Source organism: Enterococcus sp. XAF26B05_ASV22, assembly GCF_056727285.1.
In genome coordinates this window covers 3126321-3139482 of the sequence record NZ_CM161538.1, presented here as the reverse complement: position 1 = coordinate 3139482, position 13162 = coordinate 3126321, and the positions used below count along the sequence as shown (strand labels likewise).

At 37.8% G+C, this 13162-nt stretch carries 16 protein-coding genes and 1 pseudogene; 10 read left to right on the top strand and 7 right to left on the bottom strand.

What is annotated here, in order from left to right; translation table 11 throughout:
- Positions 1 to 3 precede the first annotated feature (3 nt).
- The 6 genes from AC1PU0_RS15520 (at position 4) to lepB (ending at position 4569) form a co-directional block, all read left to right on the top strand.
- Positions 4 to 327 carry an LPXTG cell wall anchor domain-containing protein gene (locus AC1PU0_RS15520; protein ID WP_479998557.1) on the top strand — a complete coding sequence of 108 codons (324 nt, stop codon included), beginning with the start codon at positions 4 to 6 and terminating at the stop codon, positions 325 to 327.
- Positions 324 to 1133 (top strand): WxL domain-containing protein, encoded by an 810-nt coding sequence (locus tag AC1PU0_RS15515; RefSeq protein ID WP_069640336.1) that lies wholly within the window; start codon positions 324 to 326, stop codon positions 1131 to 1133. Before AC1PU0_RS15520 ends, AC1PU0_RS15515 begins: the two co-directional genes overlap by 4 nt.
- Before the next feature lie 32 nt (positions 1134 to 1165).
- Positions 1166 to 1975: a WxL domain-containing protein gene (locus AC1PU0_RS15510; protein WP_479998556.1), complete on the top strand. Its 810-nt coding sequence runs from the start codon at positions 1166 to 1168 to the stop codon at positions 1973 to 1975.
- A gap of 88 nt (positions 1976 to 2063) precedes the next feature.
- On the top strand, positions 2064 to 3212 hold the full coding sequence (locus AC1PU0_RS15505; protein ID WP_479998555.1) for a WxLIP family cell surface protein: 1149 nt from the start codon (positions 2064 to 2066) through the stop codon (positions 3210 to 3212).
- A 22-nt stretch (positions 3213 to 3234) separates the two neighbouring features.
- Complete coding sequence (locus AC1PU0_RS15500; protein ID WP_206850168.1) at positions 3235 to 3903, top strand: hypothetical protein; 669 nt, start codon at positions 3235 to 3237, stop codon at positions 3901 to 3903.
- Between the two features lie 15 nt (positions 3904 to 3918).
- Entirely contained in the window at positions 3919 to 4569 is a 651-nt protein-coding gene (gene lepB / locus AC1PU0_RS15495; RefSeq protein ID WP_206850171.1) for a signal peptidase I, read from the top strand.
- Between the two features lie 97 nt (positions 4570 to 4666).
- Here lepB and AC1PU0_RS15490 read toward each other — a convergent pair whose 3' ends face one another.
- Positions 4667 to 5029: a hypothetical protein gene (locus AC1PU0_RS15490; protein ID WP_206836921.1), complete on the bottom strand. Its 363-nt coding sequence runs from the start codon at positions 5027 to 5029 to the stop codon at positions 4667 to 4669.
- A 432-nt stretch (positions 5030 to 5461) separates the two neighbouring features.
- On the opposite strand from AC1PU0_RS15490, the gene AC1PU0_RS15485 reads away from it, so the two are divergent.
- From AC1PU0_RS15485 to AC1PU0_RS15475, 3 genes and pseudogenes are all read left to right on the top strand, one after another.
- The gene (locus AC1PU0_RS15485) at positions 5462 to 6037 is read left to right on the top strand and encodes a TetR/AcrR family transcriptional regulator (protein WP_069654936.1); all 576 of its coding nucleotides are present in this window, start codon (positions 5462 to 5464) and stop codon (positions 6035 to 6037) included.
- 108 nt (positions 6038 to 6145) lie between these two features.
- Positions 6146 to 7839: pseudogene (locus AC1PU0_RS15480) on the top strand (oleate hydratase).
- Between the two features lie 229 nt (positions 7840 to 8068).
- A complete protein-coding gene (locus AC1PU0_RS15475; RefSeq protein WP_069654938.1) occupies positions 8069 to 8290 on the top strand; it encodes a hypothetical protein in 222 nt (73 codons plus the stop codon).
- 64 nt (positions 8291 to 8354) lie between these two features.
- Here AC1PU0_RS15475 and AC1PU0_RS15470 read toward each other — a convergent pair whose 3' ends face one another.
- On the bottom strand, positions 8355 to 9092 hold the full coding sequence (locus AC1PU0_RS15470) for a class A sortase (RefSeq protein ID WP_069654939.1): 738 nt from the start codon (positions 9090 to 9092) through the stop codon (positions 8355 to 8357).
- 270 nt (positions 9093 to 9362) lie between these two features.
- Between AC1PU0_RS15470 and AC1PU0_RS15465 the strand changes: the two genes are divergently transcribed.
- Positions 9363 to 10145: a hypothetical protein gene (locus AC1PU0_RS15465; protein WP_141706577.1), complete on the top strand. Its 783-nt coding sequence runs from the start codon at positions 9363 to 9365 to the stop codon at positions 10143 to 10145.
- A gap of 104 nt (positions 10146 to 10249) precedes the next feature.
- Here AC1PU0_RS15465 and AC1PU0_RS15460 read toward each other — a convergent pair whose 3' ends face one another.
- The 5 genes from AC1PU0_RS15460 to AC1PU0_RS15440 all read right to left on the bottom strand — a co-directional run bounded on the left by AC1PU0_RS15460 (position 10250) and on the right by AC1PU0_RS15440 (position 13090).
- The gene (locus AC1PU0_RS15460) at positions 10250 to 10648 is read right to left on the bottom strand and encodes a DUF1622 domain-containing protein (protein ID WP_069654941.1); all 399 of its coding nucleotides are present in this window, start codon (positions 10646 to 10648) and stop codon (positions 10250 to 10252) included.
- A 38-nt stretch (positions 10649 to 10686) separates the two neighbouring features.
- A complete protein-coding gene (locus AC1PU0_RS15455) occupies positions 10687 to 11430 on the bottom strand; it encodes a class I SAM-dependent methyltransferase (RefSeq protein ID WP_479998554.1) in 744 nt (247 codons plus the stop codon).
- A 128-nt stretch (positions 11431 to 11558) separates the two neighbouring features.
- Positions 11559 to 11942 (bottom strand): ACT domain-containing protein, encoded by a 384-nt coding sequence (locus AC1PU0_RS15450; RefSeq protein ID WP_479998553.1) that lies wholly within the window; start codon positions 11940 to 11942, stop codon positions 11559 to 11561.
- 27 nt (positions 11943 to 11969) lie between these two features.
- Complete coding sequence (locus AC1PU0_RS15445) at positions 11970 to 12473, bottom strand: GNAT family N-acetyltransferase (protein ID WP_479998552.1); 504 nt, start codon at positions 12471 to 12473, stop codon at positions 11970 to 11972.
- 251 nt (positions 12474 to 12724) lie between these two features.
- On the bottom strand, positions 12725 to 13090 hold the full coding sequence (locus tag AC1PU0_RS15440) for a hypothetical protein (protein ID WP_206850176.1): 366 nt from the start codon (positions 13088 to 13090) through the stop codon (positions 12725 to 12727).
- Positions 13091 to 13162: the final 72 nt, after the last annotated feature.

Here is a 13162-nt window from a genome sequence, read left to right as displayed (position 1 = left end):
GAAATGAACTATTCACGCATTATCTTGTTCGGCTGTTCTCTGCTTCTATGGGTGGGTACAATAGTTTCTGGACCCATTGTCCAAGCTAAAGAGGGGACTGGCGGTCAAGTCAGTACGACAGGTAAGATTTCTTTTTATGAAGAAGTGACTGAACCCAGCAGCTCTGCTCCAGTGGAATCAAGCACAGCGAAGCCGATTAAACCCATTGGGAACTTTCCTAGTACTGGGGAACAAATTCGAACGTACAGTTTGATTTTAGGCGGTATGATCCTTTTATTCCTTCTCTTACTCTTTTTACGGAAGCGTAGGAAGGAGGAGCGGGAATGAGCGTAACAAAACAAACTTTTTTACTCAGTATGGTACTAATTATCGTGCTTTTCAGCAGTACGTTCAATTTGACTGCTAACGCAACACCTGCATCGTTAAATCAATCTGGAACTGTTTCAGTTGAAGGGAGCGTAGTGACGAATCCAATCGACCCTGAAAATCCAGGAGTACCTATTGATCCAGGACCAGGTCCGTCTACAGAAGGACCACTACGTATCGACTATGCATCATCTCTGGATTTTGGCGAAAGCAAAATCAGTAAAGGTACGCGTAAGTACAATGCATTAGCACAACAGTTTTTTGGAGAAACTGGACCTAGAGGTAGTTATATCCAAATTACGGATCAACAAGCGGATTCCTCTGGTTGGACACTACAAGTTAAACAAGAAACACAGTTTACCAATCAGATTATTCAAAATAAAAAGGAACAAGAACTCAAAGGAGCCGTTCTTTCCTTAGATAAAGGATGGGCGAATTCTAGCGGCACTAGCGAAGCACCAACGGTGACGCGTGAAACGATTGCGTTGAATTCTATCGGTTCAGCCTATGAAGTAGCGACAGCGCGAGCTGGCAGCGGAAAAGGGGTTTGGACCATCGCATTTGGAGCGTCAGATACCAATACGAATAATCAACCACATACCTTGAGCCCTGTAGTGGATGCTTCAGGTAAACCAGTAATAGACCGTACTTACAACAAACCGGTCTATCATAATTCAGCAATCACTTTAACTGTACCAGAGTCGACGGTTATTTATCCGGTCGAATATCAAACGGAGTTAACTTGGATATTAGCCAAGTTGCCTTAATAGATTACACACATTTTAGGAGGAAAAACAATATGAAAGCAAGAAGTCTTTGTACAACAACATTAGCAGCAATCTTAGGAGTAGCGGTGGTAGGAACGGCATCCCCTGCTTTGGCGGCACCAACAGAATTAAGTTCAACAGGAAATGTAACTGTAGAAGAAGGAACAGCCGGTGGTGGTGACCAAGGAACGGTCGATCCAGAAAATCCTGATCAAACATTACCAACTCCAGATCCAGACTCTCCAGGAGAAAATACAAACCCAGATACTGGTTCCCTAGTGATTGAAAAAACAACAAATTTAGACTTTGGAACAATTAAAACATCAGCGAATACTGTAACAAGTTTTGCGAAACCAATGAGTTTTGAAAGTGGTGCGAAAAAGCGTGGCGCATACGTACAATGGGCAGATGTTCGTGCGGGAGGAACATACGGTTATACAGTGACCGCTCAATTATCAAGCCAATTCAAAGATAGTACAGGAACAAACGTATTGACAGGGTCAACAATTGATTTCAGTAACGGATTACTTGCGGCACAAGGCGACAATACAAATACAGTACCATCAAGCGCACAAACTGCTTTTCAACTAACGGAAACAGCGAACGATGCAAAAACAATCGTAACGGCAAGCAAAGATAAAAAAGAAGGTAAAGGTCGTTATGCAATGGAATTTGGTCAAAGTGAAAATTCAACTGCGGGTGTCGCAGGTACTGATGCGAATTCAGTGAAATTAACTGTCCCAGCAGCTACAGCTTCAAACATGGCAGCAACAAATTATACTGCAACAGTCACTTGGAAAATTACTGCTGCACCAGCTGAAGAAGAAACACCAGAAGCATAAGCAGGCTCTTCGATTTTTGTAGAGGAACAAGTGTAACTTGTTCCTCTGCGTACATAGAAAAAATACTTTAGAATAAACGAGGTTAGTTATGAAATCACATATAGTATCTACAAAACATTGGGTAAGTATTTTCTTGAGTGTCGTGGTTATTGGGCTCTTTTTTTTAAAAGCAGTTCCTAGTTATTCCGCTGCTGAGAATCCAGCAGGTGCTACAGGTTTTACTTACAGTATCACTTTTCCTGACAATCAAGTAGATAAAGAATTAGGCTATTATCAATTAAAAATGACGCCAGGACAGCACCAAAAATTAGCAATTGCCTTAAGCAATCCCAGTGATGAAAAAGTGACCATTGATGTGAAAGTCAATGGAGCAAAAACCAATCAAAATGGGGTCATTGAATATGGGGAATCTACAATCAAAAATGATCCGTCTCTAAAATTTGACTTTACAGATCTAGTAAAAGCACCAGAATCTGTCGATCTAGCGCCAGGAGAAACCAAAAACTTAGAATTGACGGTGGCTATGCCAGAAACCGGCTATGATGGCGTTATAGCTGGGGGTGTTCAGTTGATGCGTGCTGGCCAAACAAATGCCGCAACAGGCGGTGGGGGCTCGAAAATCATCAATCAATATGCCTATGTTATTGGGATGGTTTTACAAGAAACTGAGACCAAGATAGATCCTGATTTGACTCTAAACAACGTCAAAGCTGGGCAAAGCAATTATCGTAATGCAATTTTCGTCAATTTTTCTAATGTGATGGCCACGTATTTAAATAATATGACTGTTGAAGTACAAATTACAGAAAAAGGAAAGGAAACGGTATTATACGAACGCAAACAAACAGCGATGCGGATGGCACCAAACTCATTTATTGATTTTCCAGTCAGTATGAATGGAGAGCGAATGGTTCCAGGCGATTATGAAGCGGATATCCTAGTTACTTCAGGGAAAAAAAAATGGACATGGAAAAAAGAGTTTAAGATTACAGATGAGGATGCCAACAAATTTAATGAACGCGATGTAGGTCTGGTTCAAGAAAAAGGATTAGACTGGAAATTGATTCTACTAATCGTTGCAGCCTTTCTAATATTGATCATTCTGCTCTTTATTCTTCTACGTTTTCTTCGAAAAAAGAAACAAACCAAAGAGGACATAGCCAAAAAAGCACGTAAAAAAAAGAAAAAACAAGTAACTGAACCGACAAGCAACAAACGAAAGAAGCCAAAGAATTAATGGAGTATAGGAGCTGAAGAGAGTGTCTATCGTAGATTGGATTTTCGTTACAGGTATCGCACTAACGATCGTTGCACTCCTAGGATCCGCCTATTTTTTGGTACAGATCTTACGAACATCGCAGCAGATTCGCCGGCTACCAGTCAGACGAATAAAAAATAAGAAAAAACGACGTTTTATAGCGCGCAAACGTCAAAAGTTGATAAATAAGAGGAAACGAAGCCTTAGATATTATCTTGTTCTATTGGTAGTAACGGTTCTATTTGGTGGAGCATCTGGCTATCTTTCCTACTATCAATCAATGAATTTGACAACAGATGATTCGGATTCTGTCGTTAAAGGGTATTATCTCTTGCGTGATTTTGAAGAACAGATCACGATTGCTAAAGAAAAGGGCGATGACGAAGAAAAAATGCAAAAAAATATTCGGTATCTTGCTACCGCAATGGCAAGTTACGGATCGAAAACGGCAAGTACGTCTAATTCACAAGAAGGGCAGTTGACATTGAATCGCTATTATAATGCCGTCAAACAATTAGGGATGAATGCCAGTACTCAAACCAAAAATTTTTATGGCAATGCCGCTGTTGTCAACGATTTTTTAGAAGACATCAAAAAGGTAGAGACGTATGAAAAAGCAGCATTCGCTTATTATAATGTGGATGAGTCTGCCTTCTCACAAGAGAAATAAATGGAGTGAGAAACGATGAAACAACGTCCGATACCTAAAAGAAAGAACACGACCAAAGTTAGTCGTAACACCCATATACCATCTAGTGGGAAAAGACGTAGTCCTTCAAGAGACAAGCGAGTCTCTAAGAAAAAGCGGCGCAGACGCGGGTGGCAGATAAAAGAATTCTTTCTAGCAGTGACTTTAGTTAGCGTAATAGCTATAGGGGTAAGTGTCTTCTTCATCAGCATCCTAACAGTTCGCGGCTATAGTATGGTTCCGACATTGCGTGAAGGAGACAAGGTATTAATTCAAAAAAAAACAACGTTTCGCCGATTTGACTTAGTCGCATACACAGTCGGCGAAGGAGACCCGCAGATTCGACGAATCATCGGATTACCAGGAGAGACAATCCGATATACTCAGGATACGTTGTTTGTGAATGAGCAACCAGTGGACGAAAAATTTTTGGTAGACGAAATCAATGAAAGTCAAAAAAATGGACGTGATTATACGGAAGATCTTGAGCAACAACCGATTGTGATTCCAGAGGGGTATTATTTCGTATTGGGGGATAACCGACCCTATGCGACGGATAGCCGACATTACGGATTGGTTGCGGAAAAGCGTTTCCTTGGTAAAGTGACCACGCAGTTGTTTCCGTTCAATGAAATCAAAGCATTTTAAACTATGGTGAGGTCAGCAAATAAGCTCCGTTAACAAAAATAGCCGGTTGAAAATTGAGAAAATTTTCAACCGGCTATTTTTTTCTTAAAAGGATCGATTATGGTAAAAATTTCTTTTTTAGTTTTTTGACGAATATGATCAAAATTTTCGATACAATAAAACTGACAGCTATTGTTGAAAAAATAACTATGGCAACCTTAATTCCGTCATTCTGCCATTCTCCGTTTAAAATAGATAAATTAATCAAGCCGTAATAAGCTATTATAGAAAAGAAAATACCTAAGAAGTAAAAAGTCATAATCTCACTACTACTTTGAGTCCCTTTTCTTGCTTCATATTCGGAATAACCACTTTGAAAGGGGATTGGACTGCCATTTTGCGAAGGGTCAGGTTTCATTGTATTTCTAACTAAATCAGTGGTATCTATTTTAGTAGCATTTTTAAAGTCATGTTCAGTCATAGTTTTCTCCTTAATTTTAATAAAACATAGTGAGATTTGGTCCCATTTCTTCATTAGCAGCCACTTTATCAGAATAAATATATAACTGAACTGATTGTATAGTAGTTTCCTTCAAATTGGTACAGAAACGAATAGATGGGTTAAAAAGCTTGTGTATGGCAGGAACTGTTGGACCGTTTGCTTTCAATCTTTTGAAATGGGTCATTGTACACATATCCCCACAGCCAGTATAGAAAGTATATTGATTAAAAACTCTGTATGAGTATGAACCATTTCTGAACAGCTCTCTTAGAAAAAACGAAATACCATCCATTAAAAGCCATTTTCTACGAGGACCAACCATTAACAATCCATAAAAATCCCTCAAAACCTTATATTTTCCTTTCATTTTTTGGTATGATGAAGCTATCTAAAAAAAGTGAGGAAAAAAACATGAGTGAATCACAAATAACCAAAAAAGCTATTTCATCGGCATTGATTGAATTATGCGATAGAAAGTTATTCAATAAAATCAGCGTTCAAGATATCACCAAAGAAGTTGGCTTAAATCGTCAAACGTTTTATTATCATTTTACCGACAAACAAGATCTTTTGCGCTGGATTTACACACACGATGCATTGATTTATCTAGATTCACCAGATGTGTCTATCGACAATTGGGAAGAGCAAGCTTTGAAAATGCTAAAAGCGATTCAAGCCAAAAGTGATTTTTACTATAATACGGTCAGTTCTGATTCAGATATCTTAAGAACATGCTTTTCAGCGATAACGAATAAACTGTTCATTAATTTATTTGATCAAATGGATAAAGAAAACCAATTGCTGCCAGAAGACAAAGTATTTTATGCCCGATTCTTTTCATATGGCTGTAGCGGTGTCTTGATTGATTGGATTCTCGGTAGTTACAAAGAATCACCACTAGAAATCGCGACACAGTTATTCCGTTTGGCTAAAGATACTGAATTTTTCTCTTACCGTCTCTATGCCCAGGAAAATGAACTGTTGTGACAAATTGTCCATAGTGTCTAAAAAGAAGACGGAATGGAAAGGCTATCACAAGACATTTACATGAAAGCATTGTACGCTAGGTTCATAAATTGAATCGGGGGGATTTTCATGAAAAAAAGACATATTGGATTAGCTGCCGCAAGTGCATTAGGTGCGGCTTACCTTGCTAAAAAAGTATCTGCTGAAAAAAAAGCAACAACTGCTGCTGAAGTAGAAGAAGAAATCAATAGCCGTTATTACGGAGACAAACAGGTTTATCTGATTGGCGGTGGTATTGCAACTATGGCGGCAGCGGTTTACTTAATACGAGATGCTAATTTTAGTGGAAAGAACATCCATGTGATCGAAGGCATGAAAATTCTTGGTGGAAGTAATGACGGGATCGGTACGAATGACAAAGGCTTCGTCGCGCGTGGTGGTCGGATGCTAAATGAAGAAACTTATGAAAATTTCTGGGAATTGTTCGACAGTATTCCTTCACTTGAATGGCCCAATCATAGTGTGACAGAAGAGATTTTGAATTTTGATCATTTACATCCGACGCATGCACAAGCTCGTTTAGTGACAAAAAATCAAGAAATCCTTGATGCTCATACAATGGGCTTTGATAACGAAGATCGTCTAGCGATGACAAAACTATTAGCGGCATCTGAGGAAAGCTTAGATGACGTAACGATTGAAGAGTGGTTTGGTCCGCATTTCTTTGAAACAAATTTCTGGTATATGTGGCAAACAACATTCGCGTTCCAAAAATGGAGCAGTGCGTTTGAATTACGTCGTTACATGAATCGAATGATTTTAGAATTTTCTCGTATTGATACCTTAGAAGGGGTTACTCGAACACCGCTAAACCAATACGATAGCGTGATTTTACCATTGAAAGCATTTTTAGAAAAACATGGGGTAGACTTTACGCTAAATGAAGATGTGGTTGATTTAGAATTTGAACCAGGCGCTGAAATTACCGTAACGGCGTTGAAACTTGGCGATGGAGAAACAATCGAACTAAACGCAGAAGACGTGGTAATCATGACTAACGGAACGATGACAGATAGTTCGACAGAAGGGGATTGGAGCACACCAGCGCCAGTTGTTACAGAAGAATCTCGTTCTGCACGTCTATGGCGCAATATTGCGAAGAAAAAAGCTGGCTTAGGGAATCCTGAACCATTCTTTGGAAACGAAGCTGAAACAAATTGGGAAAGCTTTACTGTCACTTGTCGTGGGGACAAATTATTAAAACGAATTGAAGAATTTTCTGGCAACATTCCTGGATCAGGTGCTTTAATGACGTTAAAAGATTCAAGTTGGTTGATGAGTACCGTTGTGGCGGCGCAACCTCATTTTAAAAATCAAGACCCTGATACGACTATTTTCTGGGGCTATGGTATTTACACAGATAAAGTCGGTGATTACGTGAAAAAACCAATGCGTGATTGTACTGGGGAAGAGATTTTATACGAATGGATTTGCCAAATGGGGTGGCAAGCGGATTGGGATGAAATCATCAAAGATGTAGTGAATGTGATTCCAGCTTACATGCCTTATATTGACGCACAGTTCCAACCACGTAAAATGACAGATCGTCCGCAAGTTGTTCCAGAAAATAGTACGAATTTTGCGATGGTCAGTCAATTTGTGGAAATTCCGAAAGATATGGTCTTTACAGAAGAATATTCTGTACGAGCTGCGAGAATAGCTGTCTATACGTTATTTGATATTGATAAGGAAATCATTCCGGTGACACCTTACAATCGTGATCCAAAAGTGTTAGCAAAAGCTCTCAGACGATGTTTAGATAATAAGTGATAGGTACTAAAAGAGTGAGGCTGGATGTGACGCGTAGTGTGATGTCCTAGCCTTACTCTTTTAGGATAACTCTAATCAATAGAGTTATAGGAAGAATGACCTAGAAAAATCTCGGACTTTAGATGGATGTTTCTCTCAAGACAAAAACGTATAATAGAGAAGTAGGGAAATAAAGAAGAGAAAAAATAACAGATAAAGTCAAAAGGAATAGGGGAATGGTTCATGAAACGAGTATTTAAAACAGTAGTATTTGAGATGAGTTTGTATTATGGGTTGTTGGCCATTGTGTTGCCATTGATTTATGCAGTTACATATCATGTTTCATTTATGTCTGTTTTTAGCGTTGAGTGGCTTGCGGTGACACTATTCATCTATCCAATCGTACTTATTTTATCCACTATTCGTTATGGATATGGTCGAATGAGGAAAACGACTCATCTGTAAATAGAATAAAACAGCTAAATTAAAAGCATGCAACTTTTAGTTTAGCTGTTTTATTTTTGAGAACCTATAATGTTAATTGTTCCATATTGAATGCGTCTGTCATTGCTTGTGTAGCCTTTTCCATTGGTGTGACTGATTCTAATTCACCTTGCACAGCGATTCGTGTTGTCGCATACATATCGCCACAGGTGATCAATGTGATCATCTTCTTGCCTGGGACGTCATCGATCAACTCTACTCTGGAAGGATCGATTTTTTCAACATAAGTGATTTTATATGTATAAACATTGTTCAAATCTGTCGTATAAATCAGTTCTCCTGGTTTTGAATATTCCAGTGGTGAAAACAAAGAAATCATGTCCTGTACACGATGACTAGCAAGAGCATAATTGCCTTTCCCCATCTCTTGATCCGGCTTCATCGTTCCAGCACCCGTTAGTAAAACAACATTGTCTAATCCTCTGAAAATCGGCAAGTTGATTTTTACATCAGGCAGTGCAACGGCACCAACAACAGGCAGGTTTTTATTTGACAGCTGGGCTTTTAGAACAGCTTCTGTACTAAGAGATTCAACTGCAGCAAAGTCAAAAGAAGTATCGGTCTGATTATTTTTTTGAACGATTTCAGGCGTTAACTTCTCTACAGCATATTCTTTTCCATTTTGTTGAATCAACCAATTTCTGATTTGTGTATTGAAAACTAAGGCTAAACCAACAATGAGTAATAAGAATAGGAAGATATTAATCAGCCAATTACTTTTTCTTGATTTTTTCTTTTTAGGGCGTACTTTTTTCGAGGCCATAAGCATCCTCCTTTTTTCTTTTAAGTGTATCATAAATCAATTTGAAACCCTAGTTAAAATTCTTATTTTTTTTATAAATAGATATATTAAAAAGGAACCTTAAAAGTACGGAAATTGCACATTATTTTTTAGTGGATATCCTTTATCTGATATAGAAAGTGGGCACTTTTTAACTCTTTGTAACTTAATCTTAAAATAAAAGACACAAGCTTTTCTTTCAGAAATATTGTAGAATGGAATAGAAGACAAACGATGGGGGTGATAGAACAAATGTTGGATTTGATTTATGTACATATTGATATGACGAGTAATGCAGTATTATCAAAAGGGATCACACATACAGACTTTACGCGCTCCATTGTTCATCACCCTAAGAACCTGCTATTACTGAATCCTTCTGTTGAAGAAGGGGAGTACGATATGCACAGCGGATTAAAAATTATTCGCGGACAAGAGAATGTAGAGTACTATTTTTCTACTGCTCATCGGCGCAAAATGAACGAAGAGATTAAATGGATCGATTTTTCAGATGTTACAATGCTCAAAGAATTGACACCTTTGGAAATTTCAGAGCTGCTTTACTTTGGTCATATGAAAACGAGTCTTCATTCGCCATTTTTTTATAAATTACAAAATGATTTCGTTTTTTTTGAATTTGTCGATCACATGACAAGGGTTTATTATCGTTATATCGACGAGTTTTATCGGATTTTGGCGGATAAGATCACTCGGGTGATTTTGGAAAAAGTCAATGATCGAAAAACATTCTTTAAACGAGGCATTTCAGTTGAGAAGCTGGATGTAGAATTATTGAAAGAAATGAAGACAATTTTACAAGAAGGCGTTGTTTTTTGTTTCGATCAGATGGATATCAAAGGCAAAGAATACCATATCCCTATTCATGTAGTGGAGGATTCTTTATGGAAAACAAAAAACTTTGCGTATCGCAACGAACCAGTAATAGCAATACTGATTTACAATACAGCCAAACGAAGATGGCGTTTAATGCAAGAAGATGAGTTTGGATTCACCGATTTGCCCAGACAGGCATAAGGACATTATAGAATAAAATGAGCAAGCAGAAGAAAGTGAAAACTAAACCGACCTACAAACGTTAGATCAAAATCTAATGCTTTTAGGTCGGTTTAGTTTTTAATTCAGCTTGTCTTTTTTTCGTCTAGTTCATTTTCCTTATCTTTCAACGCATCTTCAATTTCTTTATGCAAGAAGTACGAAATCACTGTTCGGATCACGACCAAAATGGCTAATTTTAAGATATCTTGAAAGGTTGGTTTGATGATCGATTCAATAATATCTGCAGCAATCAGTATTTCCAAACTAAGCAAAATATAACTACCTAGAAAACTTTTAATGAAATTATTTTGTCGGGCCATCACAATACGATTTCGGTCTAAGCGTTCACTTTTTAGAAAATCGATTCCAGCCATGATAACACCCCAAATCAAGACAATGATTGAAAAAATATTCAACGCTAAAATAAATAGATCAAAAAATGGAATCAAGTTATCCATAATATTTTGAGCTAAATCGTGCATTCGGTATCCCTCCTTTTTGGTAAGACCATCGAAATGATTTAGTCTTGTTGGATGCCTTTTTTAGCAGAAACCAGCAACATCATCGGTCTACGCAACTCATTACGCATTTCAGTACTAGCTTCTAACATTTCAGGAGCAGGCATTGGCTCGACAATTCGGGTAAGCTGAAAGCCGTTCGTTAATAAGCCATCTAGATAAGTTGTTAAAGTCTTATGGTATTTCAGGACTGATTCACCTAAAAAGGTTGTTTCGCGAATACTCTCATCAAAATAGCGGTCAACTGGCCAATAAAGGGGTTGCTTATCCTGGTCGTAAACCCAATCTTCTGTTCCTTGTGCGGTAAAAATTGGATGTTCTGCGGAAAAGACAAAATCGCCACCAGCGGTTAAACAGTGATTGACCTTCTTTGCAATCTCATGGAATGAAGGCACATAGTGAAGTGCCAACGAGCTGATGACAATATCGAATGTTTCGTTCAACCCGTCGATTTCTTCCATACCCATTAAGTGATAACTGATTTTTGAGGAATTTGTCATTTCCTTCGCTTTTTCAATCATTCGTTCAGATAAATCAATGCCAATGACTTTTTTAGCACCGTTCTCAACGGCATATCGGCAATGCCAGCCGTAACCGCAGCCAAGATCCAGAACCGCTTTTCCAGTAAAATCAGGGAGTAGTTTTTTCAGCTCATGCCATTCGCCGGCACCTTCCAGCCCTTTTTTTGATCGATCCATTTCGCTGTACGCTGCAAAAAAGATAGGGTTGTCATACTCATTTTTCATTGTATAGCTCCTTTTAAAAAGTGTATGTTCTATAGTCTATATTGTATCAGATTGCTAAAATAATACCCATAAAAGAGAATGGAACAAGAAGTTGAGCTTTTATAAGGTGCAACTTGATGCTTACCGTTTTAGTGAAAAGTATGACCGCAATCACACAATACACGAATTGCGTTGTCTTTATCCTTGTTTTTCATTAAAAGGTAATCTGTATTATAAGTAGAGAGGGCGAAAATCGAGATATGATTTTCGGCTAAAGGGTTGGCTAATTGTGTTAAAATACCGATTAAAGAAAAGTCTAATTCACCGACGATCTGGATAATAAACCAATCATTATCGACAGAAAGAGCTTGATCCGTTTCAAGTGAGCCACAAGGAACAACAATTGAACATTCATCTTCTGTATAAGTGATACTTTTGAAGTCATTTATCTCATGAAAAGACATAGGGATTTTGGTATGGGTAGGAAATTTCATGATTGTATAGTTTAGTTTATCTAATAATTTTAGTTGCATTGTGTTTCCTCCATATACCTTTTTTATTTAAACAGGAAGCTGTAACCGTACTTGTGAACCATAAATAGGCGGGACCAGCTGACAGGTGTCTTTAAAGCCTGCATCCACACATAATGCTTGGGTGAAGGCTTTGTCCTCATTGACAACAATCATAAGTTGGTCGATCGTTGAAAAGTGTTGACGAATGAATGATGGAAGCAATTGAATGGCTTGTCGAACATACCCATTATTTAAATGGCGAAAGTCAGTTGAAATATCTTGCACAATTAAACAGTTTTTATTATCAGAGTAAGGACTACTGCCCTTTGCTTCAAACAGGGTCAAAAAAGCAACCAAATGCTTGTCTTCGAAAATAAGAACAGCGTGCCGTCGTGGGTCTTTTTGTGTTAATGCAATAGCAATTCTAGGCTCACGAACATAGCGTAACTTTATGTCTGATAAGCAGTAATGATCGATAAGTGATTGATGTGTATCATTATACATTTTCAAATACATGATTGTCCCTCCTGCCAGATAAGATACTTTCTTCATCTTTAGTATACCCCGTTTACTTGCTTTTGTGCAGTGATCTTATACTATTTTTTCTCTCGGAACAAAAAACAGCCCATCTATTTCTTGCTAAGGTTCTGTAGACGTAAAATCGAGATGTTTAAAAAAGTCAAAAGCATAAGGAGAAGTGTTTAGCGTTAGTTTTTTAGTGTTATAAGTTGGCGAGTAATCTCTTGTTTTTAGATAAAAAAACAGCCAGAGAGAAATAGTATCTTTCCCTCTAACTGCTTTGTTTATTTGATTAGACGTTTGTCATTTTTAGACAAAGTACTTACTTTTTTTATATGTTCAACAGTAATCATCCGAATTTGTTGACTATCTTCTTGTAAGCGTAGCATGATCGAATCACCAATTTTTTTAGAAACGATCCAACCGGAAGCTGTTTCAAACTTTTGAGAAGTCGGCACTTCCTTTAATTGTAAAACAACTAAACTTTTTTGAGCAGAAGCAACTTGTAATTTCTTAAGAATTTCTTCACGCTCTTTATTTTTGCTCTGCTTATCTTTAGAGTCGTCTAAAAACGCCGAAAAGAAACTTTGGGAAGACTGGCTGATCAATTTTGAAATGCTTTTCATTGTTGATTTATGGTTATTGTCCATTCTTCTACCTCCTTTACGAATTTACTGCTACTGTCAGACTCTGAATAATCAGGTACTATCATTCTACCTAAA